At 45.9% G+C, this 22,365-nt stretch carries 21 protein-coding genes; 3 read left to right on the top strand and 18 right to left on the bottom strand.

Annotated features, from left to right (window positions below):
* Nucleotides 1-96: 96 nt before the first annotated feature.
* From AYW75_RS08000 to AYW75_RS07990, 3 genes are all read left to right on the top strand, one after another.
* Nucleotides 97-1,287 (top strand): tyrosine-type recombinase/integrase, encoded by a 1,191-nt coding sequence (locus AYW75_RS08000; protein WP_067098003.1) that lies wholly within the window; start codon nucleotides 97-99, stop codon nucleotides 1,285-1,287.
* Between the two features lie 168 nt (nucleotides 1,288-1,455).
* Nucleotides 1,456-2,241, top strand: a complete 786-nt coding sequence (locus AYW75_RS07995) for a hypothetical protein (RefSeq protein WP_067097999.1) — start codon at nucleotides 1,456-1,458, stop codon at nucleotides 2,239-2,241.
* Nucleotides 2,242-2,259: 18 nt separating this feature from the next.
* Complete coding sequence (locus AYW75_RS07990) at nucleotides 2,260-2,694, top strand: HEPN domain-containing protein (RefSeq protein WP_067097997.1); 435 nt, start codon at nucleotides 2,260-2,262, stop codon at nucleotides 2,692-2,694.
* Nucleotides 2,695-2,750: 56 nt separating this feature from the next.
* Here the strand turns inward: AYW75_RS07990 and AYW75_RS07985 are convergent, their stop codons facing one another.
* The 18 genes from AYW75_RS07985 to AYW75_RS07900 form a co-directional block, all read right to left on the bottom strand.
* Nucleotides 2,751-3,410, bottom strand: a complete 660-nt coding sequence (locus tag AYW75_RS07985; protein ID WP_067097994.1) for an HNH endonuclease family protein — start codon at nucleotides 3,408-3,410, stop codon at nucleotides 2,751-2,753.
* A gap of 149 nt (nucleotides 3,411-3,559) precedes the next feature.
* Nucleotides 3,560-4,384, bottom strand: coding sequence for a KilA-N domain-containing protein (locus AYW75_RS07980; RefSeq protein ID WP_067097991.1), 825 nt, complete (start codon nucleotides 4,382-4,384; stop codon nucleotides 3,560-3,562).
* Nucleotides 4,385-4,673: 289 nt separating this feature from the next.
* Nucleotides 4,674-5,450: a PDZ domain-containing protein gene (locus AYW75_RS07975; protein ID WP_067097988.1), complete on the bottom strand. Its 777-nt coding sequence runs from the start codon at nucleotides 5,448-5,450 to the stop codon at nucleotides 4,674-4,676.
* A 152-nt stretch (nucleotides 5,451-5,602) separates the two neighbouring features.
* A complete protein-coding gene (locus AYW75_RS07970; protein WP_067097986.1) occupies nucleotides 5,603-6,061 on the bottom strand; it encodes a hypothetical protein in 459 nt (152 codons plus the stop codon).
* Nucleotides 6,062-6,276: 215 nt separating this feature from the next.
* Nucleotides 6,277-12,861, bottom strand: coding sequence for an LPD38 domain-containing protein (locus AYW75_RS07965; RefSeq protein WP_067097984.1), 6,585 nt, complete (start codon nucleotides 12,859-12,861; stop codon nucleotides 6,277-6,279).
* Nucleotides 12,862-12,875: 14 nt separating this feature from the next.
* A complete protein-coding gene (locus tag AYW75_RS07960) occupies nucleotides 12,876-14,312 on the bottom strand; it encodes a hypothetical protein (RefSeq protein ID WP_067097982.1) in 1,437 nt (478 codons plus the stop codon).
* Between the two features lie 25 nt (nucleotides 14,313-14,337).
* Nucleotides 14,338-14,577 (bottom strand): hypothetical protein, encoded by a 240-nt coding sequence (locus AYW75_RS07955; protein ID WP_067097979.1) that lies wholly within the window; start codon nucleotides 14,575-14,577, stop codon nucleotides 14,338-14,340.
* Nucleotides 14,574-15,074, bottom strand: coding sequence for a hypothetical protein (locus tag AYW75_RS07950; RefSeq protein ID WP_067097976.1), 501 nt, complete (start codon nucleotides 15,072-15,074; stop codon nucleotides 14,574-14,576). Before AYW75_RS07950 ends, AYW75_RS07955 begins: the two co-directional genes overlap by 4 nt.
* Before the next feature lie 8 nt (nucleotides 15,075-15,082).
* A complete protein-coding gene (locus tag AYW75_RS07945) occupies nucleotides 15,083-15,745 on the bottom strand; it encodes a hypothetical protein (protein ID WP_067097973.1) in 663 nt (220 codons plus the stop codon).
* On the bottom strand, nucleotides 15,742-16,134 hold the full coding sequence (locus AYW75_RS07940) for a hypothetical protein (protein ID WP_067097970.1): 393 nt from the start codon (nucleotides 16,132-16,134) through the stop codon (nucleotides 15,742-15,744). The genes AYW75_RS07945 and AYW75_RS07940 overlap by 4 nt, the downstream gene beginning before the upstream one ends.
* Nucleotides 16,135-16,144: 10 nt before the next feature.
* Nucleotides 16,145-17,653 carry a phage tail tip fiber protein gene (locus AYW75_RS07935; protein ID WP_067097965.1) on the bottom strand — a complete coding sequence of 503 codons (1,509 nt, stop codon included), beginning with the start codon at nucleotides 17,651-17,653 and terminating at the stop codon, nucleotides 16,145-16,147.
* Nucleotides 17,653-19,236, bottom strand: coding sequence for a hypothetical protein (locus tag AYW75_RS07930; protein ID WP_082856445.1), 1,584 nt, complete (start codon nucleotides 19,234-19,236; stop codon nucleotides 17,653-17,655). The genes AYW75_RS07935 and AYW75_RS07930 overlap by 1 nt, the downstream gene beginning before the upstream one ends.
* A complete protein-coding gene (locus AYW75_RS07925) occupies nucleotides 19,226-19,522 on the bottom strand; it encodes a hypothetical protein (RefSeq protein WP_067097962.1) in 297 nt (98 codons plus the stop codon). Before AYW75_RS07925 ends, AYW75_RS07930 begins: the two co-directional genes overlap by 11 nt.
* Nucleotides 19,523-19,540: 18 nt before the next feature.
* Nucleotides 19,541-19,939: a hypothetical protein gene (locus AYW75_RS07920; RefSeq protein WP_067097960.1), complete on the bottom strand. Its 399-nt coding sequence runs from the start codon at nucleotides 19,937-19,939 to the stop codon at nucleotides 19,541-19,543.
* Nucleotides 19,936-20,241, bottom strand: coding sequence for a hypothetical protein (locus AYW75_RS07915; RefSeq protein WP_067097958.1), 306 nt, complete (start codon nucleotides 20,239-20,241; stop codon nucleotides 19,936-19,938). Before AYW75_RS07915 ends, AYW75_RS07920 begins: the two co-directional genes overlap by 4 nt.
* Nucleotides 20,242-21,603: a hypothetical protein gene (locus AYW75_RS07910; RefSeq protein ID WP_067097955.1), complete on the bottom strand. Its 1,362-nt coding sequence runs from the start codon at nucleotides 21,601-21,603 to the stop codon at nucleotides 20,242-20,244. It lies immediately after the preceding gene.
* The gene (locus AYW75_RS07905; RefSeq protein WP_067097952.1) at nucleotides 21,603-22,046 is read right to left on the bottom strand and encodes a hypothetical protein; all 444 of its coding nucleotides are present in this window, start codon (nucleotides 22,044-22,046) and stop codon (nucleotides 21,603-21,605) included. The genes AYW75_RS07910 and AYW75_RS07905 overlap by 1 nt, the downstream gene beginning before the upstream one ends.
* Nucleotides 22,043-22,360 (bottom strand): hypothetical protein, encoded by a 318-nt coding sequence (locus AYW75_RS07900; protein WP_067097949.1) that lies wholly within the window; start codon nucleotides 22,358-22,360, stop codon nucleotides 22,043-22,045. The genes AYW75_RS07905 and AYW75_RS07900 overlap by 4 nt, the downstream gene beginning before the upstream one ends.
* Nucleotides 22,361-22,365 lie beyond the last annotated feature (5 nt).

Here is a 22,365-nt window from a genome sequence, read left to right as displayed (position 1 = left end):
CAAAGCGGGGGCATGAATGGGGGCATAAGCAAAATGTCCCTAATTAGATGCCCCCAGCATAAAAATTAAGCAACTTTGAATTGCTGGAAAATTGCCATGCCACTGACAGATAGATCAATCAAGCTAGCCGAGCCTAGAGATAAAACCTACAAAGTGTCCGACTCCGGTGGGCTCTATATAGAAATTAATACCAAGGGCGCTAAGTATTGGCGACTTAAGTACCGCTTCGCAGGTAAAGAAAAACGGCTTGCTCTTGGCGTGTATCCCGATGTCTCACTAAAGACCGCAAGGGAAAAACGCGATGATGCCAAACGCCTACTTTCTAATGGCGTCGACCCGAGTGAACAGCGGAAAGAACAGAAGCTCGCTTTGAAGGGATACTACGACAATACGTTTGCAGAAGTCGCGCACGAGTGGCGAACCATTAAAATGTCGGATCGTTCACCAAGCTACATGGTAAAAGTGGAAAGCGCCCTACGCCGCGATGTTCTTCCATTTATAGGTGATAGAAACATTAGTCGAATCGAAGCGCCTGATATTCTTAACCTGCTTCGCAAGATCGAGGCACGCGGTGCAATTGAGACGGCACACCGAACAAAGATGTGGATCGGCCAAGTATTCTACTTCGCTATCGCTACTGGTCGATGCAAGCGCAATCCAACGCTTGACTTAAAAGGTGCACTTACTCCACACAAGACACAGCACTTTGCAGCGATTACCGATGCAAGCAAGGTCGGCAAATTAATGAGCGACATATATCACTATACTGGAACTCCGCAAGTCGTCGCGGCTATGAAGTGTACTGCTATGTGGTTCTTGCGTCAGATAGAAGTGCGCAACCTAGAGTGGGACCAAGTGAAGTGGGATAAAGAGCAGCTAGAAATTCAAGCGGCTAAAGGTGGTGAAGACCATATCGTTCCTTTATCCAGTCAGTCTATCAAAATTCTAAAAGACCTCTATGTCATCACTGGTCATGGAAAGAAAGTTTTCCCTGGTGCACGATCACACGAAAAAGGCATTTCTGAAAATACAGTCAATGCCGCCCTGCGCAATCTTGGTTACAGCAAAGAGATCATGAGCGCGCACGGATTTCGAGCAATGGCTCGAACGCTACTCGAAGAAGAATTGGAATTCGATGCGGTACTACCTGAGCGCCAACTTGCACACAAAGTTAAAGACGCGCTTGGCAGAGCATACAACCGCACCCAGCTATTAAAAGCGCGACGTGAAATGATGCAGCGGTGGTCTGATTATCTTGACGAGCTTCGCAATGAATATGAGAAATAAAGACCTATAAGCATATAAATTCATTGACATCCACAGAAAGCCGCAAAAAAATTAATATTTTTTTTTGACTTCTTATCTCTTAAAGCCTAATAATTGTCCATTAGCCAAGGATCTGGTAATTCACCTAATCTGTTATGTATCCCAAGCAGTATTTCTAAGCAAGTATTTATGACGCAACCGCAAATAGCTGGATTCAATGAGTTAAACTCATTGGTCATTCTCATTGAACATTATAGCCCTCTCACAAGTCGCTACTCTATGGCAAATGAGTTCGAGCTGGCAATGAAAAGAAGAGATATTGATAGTGAGATATCATCTTTGATGAAAACCAACCCTCTTTGTGGGCACGTAGCAAAGATGATTTTAGGTGGGGCTACTCAGGATAAAAGCCTGTTAGAAAGCTCCTTTAGTATAGCAAACAAATTAGCAGCTCAAGATGGCCTTGTTACTTTGTATAGAAATTATGCTTATGCACTCGACCTAGGTGGGTATTTTAGTGATGTGCGCACTTTTCTTGAAAATTGCGCTCTACGCGATATCGTCAATATTGTTCTAATGGAGTGGTTGTACGACTCTTACGAGCATTGTGGCGACTTGGAGAAAGCTATCATGGCATATGAAAAACTTTGCAAGTTAACAAACCCAAGACAGAGTGATGGCTACTTTGCAAAAGAAGCTAAAGAATTTCTTCTAAGCCACGAGATACCTCTTCTTGACCTAGAGCGTTACAACAGCAAGCTTGAAGATTTCCTTGCAAAGAGTCATACCTCCCCTTCATTTCGATTCTCTATTAAAAATGACGGCAAAGAACGCTGGATTAGCTATCAGTTTTCTGTGGATTCTGTATTCACTGGCGACGCAGTATGCTGCATGAATGAGGACTTCATGGATACTATCCTTGAAGATGAATCACTAGATAGGATATCTAGCCTAATTGTGACTAGATTTAAATAAATTCTAATAGGTTAAAGAATGGACACTAAATTCAAAGAAATTTCTGACTTTGCGGTTCATCTTCAGCAGTGCTCCAAAACTCAGAGTCAGCACGAAGATCAAGAGAAAAGAACCTCTATCCACAAAAGCTACTATTCAGCTTTTCATGCTTGCCGCAGCCTGTCTCTAAAACTACCCACACCATCTAATTATGAAGGTGGTGAGCACGCAAAAATAATCGCTGCACTTCAAACAGTTGAAATCGCTTCAGTAAAAAAGAACCGAAAGAATTGGCTCAATATCAAGAAGGCAGGATTAAAACTGAAAGCTATGCGCGACTTAAGACATTCCGCTGACTACGAACTGGGTTATGACATTACTGAAAGAGAAGTTGAAACCCAGCTCAAAGAATGTCAAAAACTTCATCAATTACTATCTGATATCCAAGCCACACTCACCAGTAAATCAGCCTAAGAGCTAACAGACTACAGAATAATACAGGCCAAGAATACTCGGGCCTGTAAGTGAGATTACTCCCCTTTAAAACTATACTTAACCAAGATTCTCTTGAACCTTGCCTTGTACTGCTCTTGGTTTGCTGGTGGTAACCACTCATCAAGGCCCTTTGCTCCTTTCGATCGGTTTAACGACGCTTCTACCGCTACCAAGTTAACTGGATCGTTAGCAAACTGCTCCCGCTTTTCTTCTGTCCATTTGTCGGCTCCGTGATCCCATGCCCACTTCAAAGGTACAACATGATCGATATCCATAGTTGATGCATCAAAGATCACCTCACCACTGTACATTGAAATCCAGCGACCAAATGTTACACGACATTGCTTTTCATCGGCGAAGCGAACTGGGTTAGTAGACATCGAGATAAGGACTTCTTGGCGAGTATTCTGGCAATCTTTATCAATGTCGGCCCAGCCATGGCCAAACTTATCACGGCTGTATTCGCTGTCATTGCTAGCAGTGCTCGACGAGCTGTAGCCTTTGGGTAACTTACCGCCTGCTGCTAAGCATTTCTCAAGCGTATCGAAGGCCGTAAAGCTAGTGGTTCTCGAGTAATATGACGAATCTGGGGCATGACAGATGCCAGAGGCAGATTGTTTGATAGGAGCAGATATTGCCAATGAGGAGGCAAGCATTGTTGCAGCGACTAGTGAAAGGTCTCGAAGTATACGCATTTTGAACTCTTTAATGAAACACGGTTGATAGTTCTAGTCTGACTTATACGGGATTAGAAATTAAGGCTTACTTAGCCATTAGAGACTAAAAGTTATGATTTAGCTGTTGCAGGCTAAATTAGGGCCAAGAATTCCTTGGCCCAGTACTTTTAGTGTATCTCTAAAGCAGACTGATTCTTCCAGCCATCAACAATGGCTGGCTTGCTGTGGTTGTGAATGATGAACATACGCTCACGAACAGTAGCGAATACTTTAGGGTTTAAAGCCTTAAGCGCAGGGTAAACCTTTTCATTAAGTTCATCGCTTAGTTTGGCGGCATGATTGTGAATAAAGCTTAGCTCGCTTTCTAATCGGCTTTGGGTTAGCTCAAGCACTGCAATGCGCTTTTCCAACTGCCCTACTCGATCATCTTCAATAAGCTTCTGGTCGTTGCGGCCGATGTACTCGCCTTCGATAGCTTGCTGAATAAACTCAATCCCTTTCTCGACTTGGTCAACGGTCGCTTCCTCGATGTGCGCCACGCCAAGGTAGCCGTTAACCATCTTCCAAACAGAAGCGTAGTCCGCTGGCTCGTTGTTGTGCGAACGAGCGTTGGCTAATGAACGAACACAAATATTTAGAGCCTTGCGATCTGTGGTAGATGATAGCTGTTTTGGTTGCGGCTGGCTCACCATCTGATCAAAAGCGCGGATCACATAAAGGTGGAACTTAGGACTAATCCACATGGCGTAGGCGTAGACTAGTTCTTTGCAAACCCAAGTGCCAGGATTGGAGCCACCTTTTCTGGTTTTGATAGCTAAGCACATATCTGTGCTTTGAGTTATCTCTTCTATTAGCTCTTTTGTTTGCTCTGTTCGCACAAAAAGGCTTGGTCGGTGATTGTTTTTTGAACCTGAAGCTTTGTGGAGGTCATTAAGAGAGTACAGTCCATCACTGACTCGGACTTCATTAGATAGGATTGATAGCTTAGCCATGTTTGGCTCCTTAGATTTTTTCGAATAGTTGGTGTCGGGAGGTTCGAAACGGCTCTAAGAGACCGCGAGCAGCTTTTCCAAAAGGTCTTTTATGACTGCTGCCCTCCCGACAATGATTACGCTATACGGGCGCAACACGGGTAGGGTTGCCATATTTCAGGCATAAAAAAACCAACGCTGACGGGGCTGGGGTTATCCGCTTAGAAGAGGTTTCGACGCCTCACAGCCATAGACTTTAGCTGTAAGGCGAAGAAAGGTCAAATACAATCGGTTTACTTTTAGGCGTGCTTCAGAGCTTAACCTGGATATCTTTTTCTTGTCCGTTGCGAATTACTCTTAAGACTGAATGATCTTGAGATGGCGGTATGCTATTCATTATTTCTATTGCGTGATTCGTATCTTTTACTGTAACTCCATCTACAGCAATAAGCACGTCGCCTGAAAGCACATTGGAGTAAAAAGCCGGGCTATCTTCTATAACGACATATACGAGAACTCCAGTATTTCGTTCGTACTGAGCACTCTGTGCTGAAGTTAGGTCTCCGAATTGCAATCCGAACTTATGTTTTTGATTTGACTTAACGAAATATACGGCTTCTTGATCGTAGCGGCGGTGATTAGACGTTATTGGAGTAGCTGTGGAGCCGTATGTTGTAGATGTGCCGCTATATGAGGCGCTTCCATTTATTGAGCCCGAGTGAAATGTGGTTTTATTATCAGGCAAGTATAATGTTGATGTTGTAGTTTCTGTGTTTGTGTACTGTGAATTCACAAGCACAAGAGTTGCTCCAATGCTCTTAGCCTGAGCCGCCGCATTTTTAGCGTCTTCGTAAACACCATTAAAAGAAGAGTGACCTATAGGTATGTATTTTTTTGAACGAAGGTCCAGGACGTCTCGCTCCAAATTGCCAGAGCTTAAAACCTGCGGCTCTTGTCCTTCGGCAACAAGTTCAACATCAGGCAGTGTTTTGGCGTCTACGTATGGATTATAGAATTTCTTATAGCTGTTTTGGGCGCACCCTGTCAGCAAAAATGCAGCGACAGTAGCTATGAATATTGCTTTCATATCAATTCCTTTTGGTAATTTGGTTTGTGGATATCTTAAGACAGTAAAGTAACTGCGATCAATATAAGGCTTGTTTAGTTTGACCTGACTACACACCCCCTAACAGTGAGTGAGAGTGTTAAGTCGTAATTTTTGGTTCAAAAACCTAGAAATCACCTGAGTCTCTGAACATATACGCCTTGATCAACTCCGTTCACAAGCATTTTGTATTGTCCATTGATTGGATAAATCAAAGCTTTCGGCATGTAGGCATAACCAAACATCAGCTGATAATCTGTTTGCTGCCAGATTTGACCGTCCGCCAGTTTTATAATTGTCTCTCCTTCAAAGCCATTGAATTCCCCTGCTATCTGCGCCTCATAAGACTCGCCGTTAGGTGTTGCAAAGCCTGACATTTGAGCATTTTTTAATCCTGCGTTATAGCCAGTGAAATATGTTTCACCAATAACCATTGTTATCACTTGCTTCTGCTTTTTATTGAGCTCGAATTCACCATATTTAAGAAGCTCGGACGTCGGAATGAATGTCTCAAATACAGGTATATCATCGGCCTTAGCTATGATTGATAGAAACGCAGCAGCGATCATTGAAAAATGCTTTATCATTCTCATGTAAATCCCTTTCTTTTGATTTCATTCAACCTTACTTGTGGGTAAATATTCAATCAACTTATTTGAAGTGTTAAGTCCCTTCACCTTTCCACCCAAAGCAACTAACCTTTGGCTAATTGCTTTGGAGGGGTTATGAGAGAGATTGGCGAATACCTAGGCGGATTATGTCTAATCTGCCTAGTCATTCATTTAGCGCTTTTGTTTATGGGGTTTGCCTAGAATATCCCATAGAACTGCAATGAGGCCGCGCGAGCAATTTGATTGCGACGCTTAGTAAGCTCATCGATACGTCGGCGCTTTTCTGTGGAGCTCATCTTTTTATCCATGTAGATCATGCGAGTTTGCGAGCTGATGTCGCTCATTTGTTGGCGAACTTTGTTAAAGTGGCTGCGTAAGCGTAGCTTCTTAGCTTCATCCTTTAGTATTCTGTTTGCTTGCTCTTTTTGCCCATCTTCAAACTTTGTTTTCATGTCTGCATAGATAGAGTTCACTTCATCTGCCATATCATAGAAGCGGCCAACGTGTTTATTGCCCGTTAACTCATCACTGTAAAACCGCTTCACAACAGGATAGCGGCCTAGTGTTGCATCAGGCTGATCTGGTGCGCCAACAATCTCTTGAGTTGCCATATCGGTTAAACTGAGAGCGTATCCGCCAAGTGTCCCGAAATACCCCTTAAATAGATACTCAAGCCTCTTTGGTGATCGCATCCACTCCGGAGCAGAGTCGGGCATAGATTCGGCTAGCTGCTTCATTGATTCCGAAGTCCATGGGCTGTACTGGCCCTCAGGGCTGCGGTACTGATCGCCAAAACCCAAAATTGGGTTGCCGGTAAAGCTTCGCTCGTTAAATGCGACATCCAAAGCAGGCTTCATAAATTGGGCGCCAAGTGGATCGAAGGCAAAAGTACCCGTCACCATTGCAAGCATGCGCTCACCAAGCAACTTACTGTCGGCGTCTTTTCTGAATTGCTCAAACACTCGCTCAGGAATGGTTCCGAAAACTGCGCCCACCTCAAATGGTTTGGGTATTTTAAAGTGTTCACCCCCTGCAAATATGTGCCAGTTCGCATCTCGATCCCATTCATCAAGCTCCCAATACTCCTCGTTGTCCCAGTTAGTGGCAAGAATTGCAAGTGACGCACCCATCAAGATAGTTCCTTTCATAAAGAACGCTTTAGGGTTTTCTTTGGCCCCACGATATAGGCGCTCAAGACCTTGAATGCGCGCATTCAAGAAAGGTATTAACGTGATGGCTGCTTGAACCCATTTGTTAGCTCCGCGCTTCGAAAAGTTGATCACATCTTGCGCTTGATGTGCTGCCTCAGCCACGGTGCCGCCATCTTTAATTACGGAATCATACACGGCTATCCGGTTGGCATTTTCCAATGCTTGCCCTACGCGCATCCACGCATCCCACATCCGTTTCGGGGCGTGCATAGCGCCGCCTTTATTTAAAGGCGATAGGTGTTGTCGCACATTGTCTGGCGAGGTGTCATAGTAGCCACCACCTCCAGCGCCAGCGGCCATAATGGCCCATTGTGACTCGGATCGTTTCAGTCCCTTAGCGGCACCTTTAACGGCGTCATATACGGGAGTGGTTTTGGCTTCGACTGTTACCCATGTTGAAAGAGTGTCGCGAACAAAGTTCGCTGACATAAAGCCCGGTGCCGCGGTTACAGATGCTGTCAATACGCGCTTAGGAACGCCAAGCACTCTAAGCATGCCGTCAACGCGCATAGGTCCAAGCTGAGTGATAGCGGCAAACAGACCAGTATCGGTAACGTGATATTTGTGCAGCTTGCCGTTTCTGGATACTGAGACAACGCCTTTATCTATGCTGTTATATCGTTCAAGTTGGTTGGTCCATGCGTCTAAAGTATCCTGATCCATATCTTCTGGAACGTAACCAAAATCACGAAGCATAATATCTCGCTCTTCTGGATCCATTTTAGATGCCGGCAGCTTCTCCATAGCAACACCATCTGCCAGATCGACTACGCGCTGCATCGCCACATTTTTATTAGAAGCATCTACTAGGTGAATTGTGTTTCGCACCATGGACTCTATGATGTTTAGCTTTTCGACACCACCTTTCAGTTGGGTGATACCTGACTTCTGTCCACTCAAGCCTCGTTTAGTGGCGTACTGGCTAATGCCGCCCTCTTCTTCGATTTCAGCCACACGGTGGAATGGCACATAATCATCATGCTCCCAGATCGCTCTCGCCTCTGGGTCAATCAATCCGGCTTGCTCTGCCATATCTAGCATGGACTTATTGAATTTTCGCCAGCCCTTTTGTGCTTTCTCAAACTCCGCTTTTAGTTCAGGGTTGTCATTTACGTACTTAATGACACGCTTGATATCACTAGGCTTGTATAGTCGCTCTCGCTTCTGAAATGCTCGAGTACGCGCATCCTTCATCCCATTTTCTGCGGCACGCATATCTTTACGCCACTGCGTTAAGCCGCCTGGGTAATTTGCTGGCGTGGTTTTCTTAAGCTTGTTAATGGTTGCTCGATGCTCTTTAAGTGCTGCTTGACCATCAAGGTTCGCGCGTGCGTCCTCTTCCATGATGCGCTTAGCTCGCTTGGCACCGGCCCACGTTTCCCAGAGCTGCAACTGTTCACTGTCTGCGATCTTCTGGAAGATTTCGAGAAAGCCTTTGCTGCCCTCTTTGATTTGAAACGCACCGTCTTTAAACTCAAGAGCACCACGGCGCATAACTGCTTCAACCTGTGAATCAAGATTGGCTGTGCGAAGGGCGGCTTTGTAAGCTGACTCGGCGCCATCTTTGAGTTTGCCAAAATTCACCTTCTTTTCTAATGTTTCGATTGAGGCATAGGAGTCAATTACCGCTTGTTTGAATGCAGTTGTATCTATGTCTTTAAAGACTTTGAGTCGGTCTGTGGCACGCTCCATTAGGCTCTTCTGGTGTTCTGGCTTGGCCTGTGTGCGACCTATGATGTCGTTTACATCTTTAGGGTTAGCGTCACCACGAATAGATAGGTTTACGCTATCCTCTTGAGTGTCTTGCTCTGTGCTGGCATCCAAATCCACTTTGGTCATGTAGCGGTTTTCGACGTTATCGCGCGCGTTACTGATCAAGCTAAGTACGTCATTATCAGACCATTTGATAGACGGGAAGTAATTGCGAAGCCATGCCTTTACCTTGGCGACCAAGCGCTTAAGCATTGCTGGCTTTTCGCCACGCTCCGCCATGTGCGCGACTTTTTCTTTCCCTAGCAGAATGCGACCTTCTTTGGTATTAGGCTCCACACCATAGGTTTTAATCAAATCCGCAAGACCTTTGCGGCCATAGCTGACGGCAATCTGCTCCATGATGTTGTCGCCTTCCTTACCAAGCATATCCAATACCGCTTTATGCCCCACCACTTCATGTAAGAAAATCTCGACGGCTTCTTTCTCATTGCGCAGGCCATCGGCAATCAGGTAGTTCTTATCGCCAGCGTTGATACCGCGCAATACAGGGTTCTCCCCTTTGGATTTCTTAAGCTTGGCCTTGGCTTGTAGGCGAATACCAAACGGTAAGTCATTGATAGACTGCACCACCTCAAACGTACCGCGCTCGTGGAGGTCATTGATTAAAGGCTCGACAGCGGCGCGCACATCGTCGGCGTTCATGCCACCTGCTTCACCTTTATTTAGAGACATTAGCGCCTCTTTCGGCGGCTTCACTTCGTCCGGTACGTTAACGCTTCCGTCTTCTGGGTTATCGGTGACTTGTTCTGGTGAGTTATCCTTCGCCTTAGCTTCGCCTTCAATAATTCCATAGCCGCCTTTGTGCTCAACTACTTGGGCGTTAGGTGTGCTGCTAAACGTTCTTGATAGTTGGGCTGATTTTTTAGTGCTGTATGGCCGACCGGATCGCTGCACCTTAACTTCTGGCTCAGATGGTGATTGCGGTAATGACTGGTTAGTTTCTGTTAAATCAGTATTGCCAGATGTGCCGATATCGTCGTTTTCTTTACCGCTTTCGGTACTTTTTTCACTGATAGCAGGGGGTTGTTTACCACTTTCGTTGATTTGTTTACCACTCGGTGTACTAGATTCACCACCGAAATTTAGAATATTGGCAACGGTGGGCGCAGGAGCGCGGCCAAATAGCCCGTCAGTTTCAGAGTTACGCAATCCATCTTGCCCACGTTGAGCGGCACCTTTGATGGCATCGGTCATGCGTTTAATAGAGCGCACGTTTTGATCTAGGTAGTTGGCAAGGCTGGCGGTGGTTGGATCAACAGTGCTTTCTGACATCAAATCAAATTGATCAGTCAGTTCTTTAACGGGTACGTCATCACGACGGCTACGCTTAACAATGTTTACAGCGTCCACGATTATGTCGGTGAAGCCTTCGACACCGCCTTGCGCATTCAGCTTGGCGACTTCTGGTGCCGCATTGATCAGCGCCTTAGCGACTGTCTTCATATCGTCGGCGGACGTGCTGGTAATGTCTTCAATCAACTGATCAGAACCATACGCTTTGGCAAAGATGGCATTTTGCACACGGCTGATACCGCCGTCTGAGATAGTGCCGTCACCATTTAGCATGGCGTTCTGTTCTGCTTTTGGGAAGCGGCCTAGGAACTTGCGCACAAATGATCGGTTAGACGCTGCAGCGAAGTCGCCGGACTCTGGTATATCGATCAACGACATATCATCGTCGGTGACGCGGTTTGAGTCTGATTTAGCCTGTTCCACGGGATTAAGTGCGAACGCATCTGTGGTGTTGGCGTCTTTGGTGTAGCTGGTGAGCTCATCCGGCGTCATATCATTGAGGCGCTGACGAACAAGCACGGGCTGATTGAATTGGCTTAGTTCCTCTTTGCTAATACCTAAGCGCTCGGCATTGTTCTCCAAGTACTGGCGGTAGTTCGCTGCGCCGCTGTCATTGTATGCGCGACGGATCGACATTGTACGACCGTTGCCGCTTTCCACGACGCCGTTACGGATAATAGGCGCGCCACTCACGACACCAGAATCTTCACCCAATTTTTCGGGGATCAAGTTCTTGGCATTGTCTTCCACCTGCTTACGCAATGCTGGGCTTGAGCGGTCGCGGTTTTGCAATGCTTGCGGGTAGTCAGCACGCGCTTGGAAATTATCGTCATGACTGGTGGTTAGGTCGCTGGCTTCAACGATTTGATATTCCACATCAAGCGACTTGTTACTTGGCGTATAGGCTTTTGCTTGGTTGCCTTTCGCTGCTTTAACTTCGCTGCCTACTTCAAGTTGACCAAGCGCCACTTGATCTTCGCGCTGGCGTTTCTGCGCCTCTTGCTGTTGACGCTCACGGCGTGTTTGCTCGATCTGTTCTTGCTGTTGCTTCTGCAATTGATACGCTTCATCACGGGCCTTACGGCTTTGGCGTGCTTCTGTCACAGGCTCCTCAAACGAGCGGCGGGTGGTTTCGCGTGCTGCTTGTTGTTGCTCGGATGGCTGATATTCGCCATAAATAGTGTCGAAGCGTGGCGGCTGAGGGCCGTTTTCAGGTGGCAGCAAACCTAGTGGTTGTTGCTGTTGTGGTCCCGCTAAATCAGGTAATGGCTCTAACTCAGCGTTTTGTGCAAACTCAATAGATTCGCCTAGCTGCTCACGCAATAGAGCTTCACGGCGTTGCAGCAATGCGCTGTACTCTGCGTCTGATAGCTCGTCAGAGTTGTTTTGTATCTGGTCGTCTAGTTGATCGATCTCAGATTGAAGTTCATCTGCGCGTGCTGTGGTTTCGTCTTGCTCGCCTGGCAATGTGTCTTCTGGTTCTGGCTTGTTACGATTTAGAACGTCTCGCGTTGCCTTGCCGCTTAAGCCAAAGCCACCACCGACCGCTGCGCCTGTCATAGCGCCGGTTAGCGCATCACCCACAACACCATCCATTGTATCGGTCGGAATTGCAGGGTTGACGTTCTTGTTAGCAATAGCGCTTTGACCGCCTGATTCGACAAGTTCTTGAGCGCCTTCTGTTGCGGCACCGGCTGCAATTGACTTGGCGTATCCACCTACTTCACCACGGAATAGTCGACCAAAAACAGGTCCAAGTGCGCCTTGAGAAATTGCACCTAGCGCGGCGCCATCTTTGGCCGCTTCTTCTGCAATTTCTTTAGCAATGCTTTCTCGCGCTTCTGTTAAGGCTTGTTCGTGTCCCATTTCTTGGTAATCGCGCATTTCCCAATAGCGCTGCTTGAAGACTTCGGATTCAGCTAGCGTATTAAGGTCCGCTTTTGCAACGGTTTCATAGGCTTGATTGGCTGTACCGCCGCCAATAGCCAGAGCACCCACACCACCAAAGCCAGCAACATCAGCGGCTTTATCTACAATTTTGCCTGCCTTACCGGTTGCACCAGCGACTTTGCCTACCGTGCTCAGTCCTCTTGCAGCTAAACCGCCCGGTATCATGGTAGGTGCGAAACTACCTAGGCCGCTGATTACATTCAGTCCAAAACCACCTACGCTGCTGCCTTCGTTAAAGCCAATGCCGTCATCGGTGTTGATGCCAAAGCTTTGCATCGCTTCGCGCCCAGCTGGCGACATCTGATTTATTTGCTCTTCCGCACTACCGCGCCATGAGTCGGCGATATTGCCTGCGGTTTCGGAACCAGTTATGTAACGCACTCCATCGGCTAAGTCTGCACCACCACTGATAAGACCGTGCTGAAAGGCATCGACGCTATCTCCTAAGTAACCTTGCTCGTTTTCGTTTCGGCTTTGGAATGCTTGAGCCTTCTGTTGCACACGCTTTTTAATGGCGGCTTTACGGCGAATTTGTTCACGAGTTAATTCTGACACAGAGTGTACTCCAGCTATTTAATGCCAAATTGACTTAAAGGTGCGTTACGTGGATCGGTTAATCCGAGCGGTTGCTGTGATTGTGGTGCACCGCGTGTAGCTGTTGGGCGCCCAACTTGGTTAGGTGTGCCGCTGGGGTTCGGTGGTGTTGGAGCTGCTTGCTGTTCTTGAAATAACACGCCATAAATAGCTTGGAACTGCTCTGGTGTAATGGTCCCATTCGCTACCTCTTCACGCGCAATCGCTATCTCTTCATCAAGTGAGACATCATCAAAATCGCTTTTAGGGTCTTCTTCCAAGTACTGTTTGTAGTGTCGCCCCGTCTTCGGATCGGTAATCAGCGTATAAGCACGCTCGCCAACCTCTGCACCCATATCGTTGTATTCTTTTTCGGTGTGGACCTTCGGCTGATCTTTGTCTTTATTTTTTGCTTCCGGCGCTAAGCCCATAGTTCGCGCAAAGCGCATGGCTTTCTCTGCTGCGTCGGGGTTTACTTCGAACTCTTGAGAGAGCGACTTAAAGCCTTTAAGCGCGTTAATCGCTTTCTCTATGGGGATTTCTAATACTTCGTCATCACCATCGTCTGCCGTGCCACGATTGGCGGTAACCGGTACGCCTTTGGCGTTTGGCGTATCCAAATCAAGTGAAATCGTGCCTGGCGTTCGACCAGGGTAAACACCTGTGATCCGCTTGCCTTCTCCAACTAGGTCACCAAAAATATGATTGAACGCGCCCAGTGCTTGTGGTGAGTTTTCGTTAAAGTCGTCGCTTGGATCAAAGACGCGCTCAACGATGGCTACTGCTTGTGGTGCAGCTGGTGACGCTGCGCGGGTAACATCTACGTTGGCTGACATAATGGCCTGCGCATCTTCGCCAGTCAGTTCAGCGTCAGGCATAAATAGTTTTTGAATCGACGCTGTAGTTGTCTGTAGTGCCTGCTGGTTTTGGGAAAACGCTCTACGATCTTTAAGGGTTTTCTGTAAAGGATGTCCGATAAATTGAGGGTTTCGCTTTTGGATATCACTAAGACGCTTAAAAGAATCCTCATCAAATTTGGTTTGACCAGCAGCAAGGTTCGCATAAAACGACTTGGCATAGTCCATATCTTGCTGGCTCTGATATTCAGTGTCACTCTGCTTATCTTTCTTGGCTTGTCGCTTGCGGGTGTTCGCTTGATTTGCAAGTGTCGCGTTGGTTGTGCGTTCATGCAATTCGTGGTTAGCTTCCCAATTCGCTTGGGACTGAGCTTGCTGGTCGGCCTGCATACCAAGTCGGCGCTCGGCGAGGTCACGGTTGAAAGCATCCTGTTCTTTACCGTATTCAATCTGCTCTTGCTGCAAACCCAATCGTTGCTCTTGTAAGCCTATTTGCTTTTGGCGATTCTGGTACTGGTCCATCATACCAAAGCCCTGAGTAAAGCCTGTTGCAAAGCCTCTTGTGTCTAATGCCATGTTGCCTCCCGGCAAGAAAATTTAATTAGAATAAATCTGATGCAATCCAGCCAACTCCAGCCCCAATTGCCGCTCCCATAGGGCCACCAGCCATCATGCCGATTGCCGCCCCAGTGCCTACGCCTGTCATTGTCTGTTGGCGTTCTGCTGCATCCATGGCGTCTTCTGCCTGCTTGTTTTGTTGGTCAATGCTGGCTTTTTGGCGTAATCCATGCAACGCTTGGCCTTCCATTTGATTTTGCATACCTAATAGACCGTAGCTCATTGCTGCATCCCCTCTTGCAAGTCCGATGTTAATCCAGCACCACCGGCTAAAATCTGCATATCACGATCTTGGCCTGATATTCGTGCGTTGTTCATTGCGGTGGTTTTGGCTGACGCTTGACCAATGCTTGCCGTTCGCTGTGCTGCCTTTTCTTGGGCTGGTGTCATCTGGATGCCGAGGCGCTGATTGTTACGCTCGAATGTCGCCGCGTTGTTTGCAAAACTGCTCTGCACTGATTCTTGAGCTAAACCAACGGACTGTTTGGTTAGTTCGCCTGTCGCAGCATAACCAGCCAGTTGTTCTAGTCTTGGCTGAAATCGGTTTTTCCAATCTGTCCATTGATTGCGGTAAATGCGCGCTAAGGTTTCAGATGCACCCTTGTCACCTTTTAGATCAACCATCATAGGGTCGATGTGAAGGCTATCGTTTGACGGGTTATTGATTTCGTCTAGGCGCTGTAATCGCTCTTGCCAAGATGTATCTAAGAAGTCTGACATGGTTGCTCCTATGCGATACCGAAGCTTTGGTTGGTCCGGTAATCAGTGAATCCGCTCGCCGTGGGCGTGTTGTAGCTGATGGGTGCGGCTGTATCTATTGATGAAGTGGATGGTGCGCTCATACCATAACTTGTCGCGGCCCCTGCAATGTTGCCCAATAGTTGGTAGTTGGCTGAGCGGCGATTGAAAGTATTCTGCGCGTTTGAACGCTGCTCTTGCGCGCCGATCTGAGCAATGTCACCGATACCGCTTTGCGCTTCGGCAGACTCGCCCATACCAATGGCGTTGATGTTTTGCAGGCCGATAACATGCTGGTTTAGCTGCTCGTTCTGAGAGCGTGCCATGAAATCTCCGGCTGCATCCGCGTTGGATGCGGCACCCTGAAAATTCATCATCATGGCCTTACCGCTATTGGGGTTAAGACCCATTTGTTGTGTAACCTGATTGAGTTGGTTGCGAGCGTTTGCATTCTGAACTTGTGACGTTTCATTGCTTCGACCGCGCTGGTAAGCCAATGCTGGATCTGAGCGCATACGATCCGTTTCCGCCATGTATTGATCAGTCAATGGTGCCAAGGTGTCTTGGCTAAAATTCCATTTCTCAATGGCTATACGTGCCAGTTCTTTTTGCTCTGGCGTTTCTTCTATTGAGTTATCTCCGCCGCCACTCATGGCACACTCCTATGGTAGTTGATTCCATCGCGTTGCCAGTGGGCTAACGCTCGTTGGTAGCCCTTCCGTGGGGACTGAAATGTTAAGCGCTCTGCGTCTATTTCTGATGCGAGTCGCACTATCTCACTTTCGTATTGTTGGATAGCGTCACCCTCTTCCGAGAAGGCGAGCCAGACATTTACACTGATCGGCGTAGTGGCTTTTGGCTCAAGTACCACAAAGCCACCTCCAGCTGACATAAAGAAAAACGCTTTGCCGGTTTGGCAGGCATTGACGACATATTCAAGTGAACGATCATCATTTGTCTTATGCTGTATTTTCTTTAATCCAAGACTAACTATGTCTAAGTGTTGCACTATGTTAGCAGTAAATAACAAAATTTTAACCATAATTGAAATTTTACGCCAAACCGCCAACCATGCCAGATACGCTAAAGAAATTTACATAGGCTTCATGTGAATAGCCGAACACCACAAACTCAACTGTTCCTTTGATTTGGCTGTTGTGTGCCCCAACTGCATTAACACCACCAGCTAAACCGTTAGCCAATGCGCCAGAGTAGAAAGTACGAACTGTCAATCCGTTTACCCTGATCTCAGTCCTGCAGCGTATTCCTGTATGTTTTGTGCCAGCTCCACTGCTCATGTTGTCACGAGAATCAACCTCAACATTGATCATGAAAAATGGTGTGTAGCCGTCTTCTCTATCGCTAAGCGAGATACTCACCCTTCCAATCTCAACCCATGATTGAGGTGATGCCCATCGTGTAGCTGATTGTGAAACGACAGTAGTCTTATTCACTGCACCAACAATGTCGTTTGCATATAGCGTTCCGCGAATTGTGGCGTTATTGAACTCTGCACTACCATCGGCACGAATAATCCAGCTCGCACCTACTCTTTCACCGTAGTTAGTTGAATAAATATCGCCGCTGATATTGGCATTAGTGACTTGAAGGCTATCGACATCAATGTTTTCCGCTTTAAGCTTTCCGCTTACAGTTGTAACTGGTTGGCCGCTGGCATCACGAATTTTTCCGAATGAAATAGGACCGAGTTTACCTTCTTGAATTGACGCATCACGAATAAAGGCCGTATCCATATAAACGCTATTATCTTGAATAATGAATGGCTTAACTTTATTTTTGCGGTTAGGCGCAGCAATCCAGAAGCGATCTGCTGTAATCGCAAAGTCTGATGTTTTTCCGTCGTTATAAGTGCCAAAACCTGACACATAACCATCAACATCGAGAGTTAATGTGTACATCTTGGCTAAATCGTTGATTTTAGAAACTTCACCGCGAAGCGACTGAGCTAATACAGATTCATCGATTTTACCGCTCAGTTCTTCAAGCATGTATTTAACTGAAATAACACTTTGCAAGCTTGCGCCTGCTGGATCATGCCATGGTCCAAATACATTATTAACAGACACAAATCGAATCCAGTACGTGTACCAAACACCCTCATCAATTGAGTAGTCCGAGTACGTAGAGCCATTACTAACACCGATCAAGACAGCCTGATCAAATTGCGCGTTTTGGCCTTCCGCACGATAGATTTCAGAATATGCATGATTGCTATACGCGCCATAGGGATCAGACCATAGAATGGTTACCGCACCAAAGACAGCAACTATATTTAGGTCGAACGGCACTGGTGGTGTACTCAAATCCGGCACACCGCCGGGCTCTAAGTCGGTTCCACTTAAACCTCCGGCACCTATGCGACCTTTCAATTTAGCAATGCCAGAATCCACCAAATCACGAAACGTAAGCTTAGTATCCAGCGGATCGCCACGCGCACCTTCGCCTGTTTCAATCATTTCTTGGATGGCAGCTAAGTAAATCTTTAGTTGTCGATCAATGTTGCGTGGCGGCTGAGGAAACGCCTTTAGTCGTTGTGCCATTACAATAACTCCGCTGGACTTGATGCCATCTGAACACTATAAATTTCTCCCGATCCCGACAAAGCAATCTCGAAATTACGATAACGCCCTGATGGTAGGCGAACGGGATCGCTTGATTGAATGTCTGTGCTAAATAATTGAATGTTATCGGCATAGACGGTTGCGGTAATGGGATACCCATCTGCATCCACTTTTAGAACTGACATGCTCGCCATGTGTGGCATAGTGAACATTTTGGATTTCCAGTAAAACGAACCAGCGTCACCGCTTTCAAAAGACAGCATAGAGCCGCTATTAGTAACGATAATCAGCTCGCTAGTAGTTGGATCAAGAAACATGCAGTGGGCATCGTCCGGAACATCAACGTTAACTAATCCCTGACGACTATCTAGAATGAAAGCATTGATGATTCCGTCTTGCTCATAAAACGCTAAATACTTCTCTCGCCATCGAAATGCTTTAATGGTTTCAGGGTTATAGTTCTGCCATTGCTGACGACTAATAATGTCGTCCGTCAACAATGATGGCGTGCGACCTCCAACCGCAATCAGACCTTCGGCACTGGCATAAATCGCGTACTCCCCCATATCAACTACCGAATAGCGAGACACGCAACCAAGAGTAAAGTCTAACTTCATTTGAGACATGGCGGCTGGTGTGGCACCCGAAACCAACCATGGCTCTCGTGTTGTTACAACAATGACGCCGCCCGTTACTGGCGCAACACCTACAATGTCAGAGTCAAACCCCAACTGGTAACCAACTGGCCACGCGTGCGGGTAATACGGCTCACAAAAGCAAAGCGTATTGTCGAACCAGCCTGCCAGCATGCCGTTCCCTAGCGAGGTTAAGCCAATCAATCGGCTGTCCGGCATATCCCAGTCAAGTGACTGCAGCGGTTCACCTAGGCTTTCCGTCGGTACGGTATCCGTAAAACTAGAGCTGCTTGCTGGAATGTCGGCCACGTAAAGGAACGTGCCGCTCGACTCAGAGCGATAGATGCGTTTAGTGGCAATGTTATGCGCACCGCCTGGCGGCATTGGAATGCTGCTAAGCGATACCGACTGACCAGACCACTTAGTAACCATATTACTTGCTAACGCTGGTGGGCCTTCTTCGCCATACGCGCTAACAAAGGTAACCGTGTAGATCACATTGATTTCATAGCCGCCGTCTTCTGGTTCGGCCTGATCTGGCTGTGATACTTGTAACGGTAAGCTAGGCGCTGGAATGCCAAGCGTTAAGCTTGACCCTGGCGGTGTGCCAGTATTCGCCATGGTTGACGTTGCCATCTTTGGTGCGCCCTCACCCGTCCAGTACAAACGATCCCACTGATCATTGTTGAGTGGCGACTGGACCATGCTGACACCTTCGCTGTGCCAGCGGTAATTTATGTGAGGCTCGGATCGATACAGTGATCGCACATTTTTTTCAAAGCTGCTTACTAATTGATTACCGTTCGAAGCTTTTAGACTCATACTATCAAAGTCGCAGCCTCTCGCCTCCTGTGCGTTGCTGTCCGGCAGCATCTTAGCGTTAAGCTTTGGCAATTCTCCCGCAAACGGGCTAATGCTAATTTTCATTGGCTTCACCTATTTTATATTGGAAAAAATACCAGCCGAATAGCCGCACTAGAACGAAATACAAAATTGCTACAGGATAGGCTAGCGGCTTCCAATACCAGCGAACTCGCTTACAATCACGCAGTAATGCTAATAAAAGCTTCCAATCACATTCAAAGCGGCGAACTTCATCGCCGCCTTTTTTGTATCCTTTATCATGCTTATCGCAGCTAGCTTCATACCACCAGCCAAAAAAAAGCCACGTCAATCGACGTGGCATCCAAGAGGGTCCGCAACCATTCGGCATAATAAATACCCTTTTAAGTTATCGCGCTCGTCCCGCTAGAATTTGCAGCGCTCTATCAGATGTAATCAATCCTAGATCACGTAAATGATTAACACCATCAACAGTATCTACATGGCTTAAAACAACAGTTTCTAAACGAGGATCGTTCAACATTTCATAAAAGTCTTTTACCAATGAATCAGCCGAATCCTTAATAGCAACACGCTCAGATGGGCTAAATAGCAATTTGAAATTAAATGCTGAAACTTCGGTTACAGATTCAGTTTTTCTAAATGGATAATTTGAATTGATAGGAAAATTGAATGCCTCTTCTTCTGATTTCCAAGGCTTACGAGTTGAAGGATGTACACCTAGCTCAAGAAACGATCCGTCTTCTTTAGTTACTCTTAAAACCCCGTTATTTAGTGTTTTAATCATACTATTTTATACTCCTCTACGGCCGCCAAACAGGAGTCTGTATTGGTGCTTAGAACGTCCCCCTCATTTAAGCGCATTTTATGTAATACACTGGAACTTCCTGTTGCTCCTGAGAATGATGTATATACCAACATATTACCGTTTACAGAAACATAATCACCACTGGTATTACTGGTTGCAGCTACTACAAATGCTGTATGGCCTTCGGGTACTGTGTATGGAGCCGTATATCTTATGTTTGTAATCGTTCTCACATATTCTAATGAGTTTTTTTCAATACCTTTATTTGCTGGACTTAACATTTACTCCACCTCTTTTATTTCTACACCTGACACTTTACATGTCAGGTTAATCTCTAGATCCGATGGTTGTACTGGAGCTTGTAACTCATTACCTCCAGACTGTTTTAATACAGCCTCATACCACCCTGTTTTACCGTAAGGTGTCACACCTGAAACAGTTTCTATTGATGTTGCTGCATTATTAGCTATTTTCACTTTCTCAGGGATTTGAGATCCATTTACTACAAACAACTCTCCTTTATTATTTCCTTGTATATGGTTGGAGTTCGAATAAAGTCCATTAGGCATAAAGGTATTCATGTTATACGCGATGTATATCGCAGTGTCACCATTGGTAGGACTTCCATTCAAGTAGTAAGTGTAAAAATCAGTACCAGAACCCACAAAAATATAGTACTTATCTTCATTTTTATTATAAGTAACTGCTAAGTTAGAGTAGTTGCTTACACTAAAACTTGTTGAAAGTGATAATGCCCCCTGCTCACCACTATTGCTGTCGTAAAAATACAAGTTACTAGTGTAAGAATTACTTAAACAAAGGATAAATAGCCCATTACATGCTCCAGAACAAGTATAAGTGCTTGTGGTAGCTGGCAGTGTGGAGTCGAGATATGCCACAAACTCTTGTGTACCTTTTTCTAGGTCATATTTATATAGATCTTTGTTTTGGTCTACCCACCATACTGCGTTGTTATCGACATCTAGCGCTTTAAATGCATATACGTCTTCTGATACAACCGACCAACTTCCAATAGTTATACCTGTTATGTCTGCTCTATATAACTTGGTAATGGAGTTACCATCATAATTGAAATAATAAGCATATTTATACGTTAGAAATACCCATTTAGGATTAGATACATTAGGCATAGAAGTAAATAATGTATCCACTGGTGTTGTATATTGGGTATTAAAATATTGTTGCGTTAGCGCACCCTGATCATTCAATGTTAATGAGTATGATAATAGATCACTACAAAAGCCGTCTGGATCACCTAAAGTCATTTTATAGTCTAGTACAGTAGATCCTGTGACAAATGGATGCTTTATAACATCAAATAATATTACATCACCATTAGGATCAACCGTTAATTTATATTTAAGACTACCGTTTGTTTCAATAATTTCACTTCCAATAAGATCTTGGTTGTTGGCAATTGTTAAAGCACCATTAACCAGAGCTACAGCAGCACCTGTTCCATCAGTTAGTACAGGTTGATTTAATGGATCAACAATAACGTCACGCACTACTGCCTGAGTTGTAGCATCGTTCTCAATAATTACCCACTCGTCGTTATTAGTTCCAGTTAAATCAGAACCCGTAAATGTTCCGTTAAAAAACTCTTTTAATCGCTCTTTCATTATTGGCCTCCAAATGACATTAGATATGCTGTGCTAGTTTTTTCTTGTATCTCTTTTTGAATTTTTGAGCTTGAAAGAGTTTTCTGTAACGAAATTTCACCATCATCAATTAATACAGATAAATCAATTGAGTTAATTAAATTAACTATATTTTCCAGTGTCCCCTTTGTAAGTCGCAACTCGATAGGACTGTTAATATTGTGTACAAGTGGAGCTGTGCCTTCCTGCGCACGCTCAATAGTCCAAGCGCTTCCAGATACAGCTGTGACCTTAATAATCTCAATGTGATCAGTGTCGGAATTTAAAAACAACGTTGCTAGAAAGTAATCCCCCGCTTCAAGAGTTGGAATATTCTTTTGTTCTGACACCGTAATTGTCGTATCAGCGGCGCTAATTGAAGCAGCCAGCACCGCCGATGCGTTGTTTGCGAATTGTTGGCTCATGATAAAACCTTGAGTTTGAAGTCAGGAAGGCGAACGCCGTCGTCATTCTCGAACGTGTAGGCGACTAAGTGCGCGCGGTGGCTTCCGTAGTGATCTTCCGTTAGCCATGGTCCCGCATTGATCTCTAAGATATTTTGATCAAATTTTGGAACAAATATCGCTTGATCGTCCAACACTTCCCCACCACGCAATACCAGCTCCCACCGCGTCACCGCTGCGAGCGGCAAAGGGGACGCACTTTGCTGCGCCTCCCCTCGCCATACTTTCAACGAGAATGAGTTATCACGGCCTATATAGGTGGTGAACTCAATCATGGATA

The sequence above is a fragment of the Marinomonas atlantica genome (assembly GCF_001639725.1).
GTDB lineage: Bacteria > Pseudomonadota > Gammaproteobacteria > Pseudomonadales > Marinomonadaceae > Marinomonas > Marinomonas atlantica.
This window is presented reverse-complemented; position numbering and strand designations above follow the sequence as displayed.

What these genes read in the sequence shown, in the direction of transcription:
- AYW75_RS07990 (WP_067097997.1), top strand. Translation starts at nt 2,260, where the DNA reads ATGGACACTAAATTCAAAGAAATTTCTGACTTTGCGGTTCATCTTCAG.
- AYW75_RS07945 (WP_067097973.1), bottom strand. Translation starts at nt 15,745, where the DNA reads ATGAGTGGCGGCGGAGATAACTCAATAGAAGAAACGCCAGAGCAAAAA.
- AYW75_RS07995 (WP_067097999.1), top strand. Translation starts at nt 1,456, where the DNA reads ATGACGCAACCGCAAATAGCTGGATTCAATGAGTTAAACTCATTGGTC.
- AYW75_RS07950 (WP_067097976.1), bottom strand. Translation starts at nt 15,074, where the DNA reads ATGTCAGACTTCTTAGATACATCTTGGCAAGAGCGATTACAGCGCCTA.
- AYW75_RS07925 (WP_067097962.1), bottom strand. Translation starts at nt 19,522, where the DNA reads ATGCCGAATGGTTGCGGACCCTCTTGGATGCCACGTCGATTGACGTGG.
- AYW75_RS07980 (WP_067097991.1), bottom strand. Translation starts at nt 4,384, where the DNA reads ATGGCTAAGCTATCAATCCTATCTAATGAAGTCCGAGTCAGTGATGGA.
- AYW75_RS07920 (WP_067097960.1), bottom strand. Translation starts at nt 19,939, where the DNA reads ATGATTAAAACACTAAATAACGGGGTTTTAAGAGTAACTAAAGAAGAC.
- AYW75_RS08000 (WP_067098003.1), top strand. Translation starts at nt 97, where the DNA reads ATGCCACTGACAGATAGATCAATCAAGCTAGCCGAGCCTAGAGATAAA.
- AYW75_RS07975 (WP_067097988.1), bottom strand. Translation starts at nt 5,450, where the DNA reads ATGAAAGCAATATTCATAGCTACTGTCGCTGCATTTTTGCTGACAGGG.
- AYW75_RS07955 (WP_067097979.1), bottom strand. Translation starts at nt 14,577, where the DNA reads ATGAGCTACGGTCTATTAGGTATGCAAAATCAAATGGAAGGCCAAGCG.
- AYW75_RS07930 (WP_082856445.1), bottom strand. Translation starts at nt 19,236, where the DNA reads ATGAAAATTAGCATTAGCCCGTTTGCGGGAGAATTGCCAAAGCTTAAC.
- AYW75_RS07960 (WP_067097982.1), bottom strand. Translation starts at nt 14,312, where the DNA reads ATGGCATTAGACACAAGAGGCTTTGCAACAGGCTTTACTCAGGGCTTT.
- AYW75_RS07910 (WP_067097955.1), bottom strand. Translation starts at nt 21,603, where the DNA reads ATGAAAGAGCGATTAAAAGAGTTTTTTAACGGAACATTTACGGGTTCT.
- AYW75_RS07935 (WP_067097965.1), bottom strand. Translation starts at nt 17,653, where the DNA reads ATGGCACAACGACTAAAGGCGTTTCCTCAGCCGCCACGCAACATTGAT.
- AYW75_RS07985 (WP_067097994.1), bottom strand. Translation starts at nt 3,410, where the DNA reads ATGCGTATACTTCGAGACCTTTCACTAGTCGCTGCAACAATGCTTGCC.
- AYW75_RS07900 (WP_067097949.1), bottom strand. Translation starts at nt 22,360, where the DNA reads ATGATTGAGTTCACCACCTATATAGGCCGTGATAACTCATTCTCGTTG.
- AYW75_RS07970 (WP_067097986.1), bottom strand. Translation starts at nt 6,061, where the DNA reads ATGAGAATGATAAAGCATTTTTCAATGATCGCTGCTGCGTTTCTATCA.
- AYW75_RS07905 (WP_067097952.1), bottom strand. Translation starts at nt 22,046, where the DNA reads ATGAGCCAACAATTCGCAAACAACGCATCGGCGGTGCTGGCTGCTTCA.
- AYW75_RS07940 (WP_067097970.1), bottom strand. Translation starts at nt 16,134, where the DNA reads ATGGTTAAAATTTTGTTATTTACTGCTAACATAGTGCAACACTTAGAC.
- AYW75_RS07915 (WP_067097958.1), bottom strand. Translation starts at nt 20,241, where the DNA reads ATGTTAAGTCCAGCAAATAAAGGTATTGAAAAAAACTCATTAGAATAT.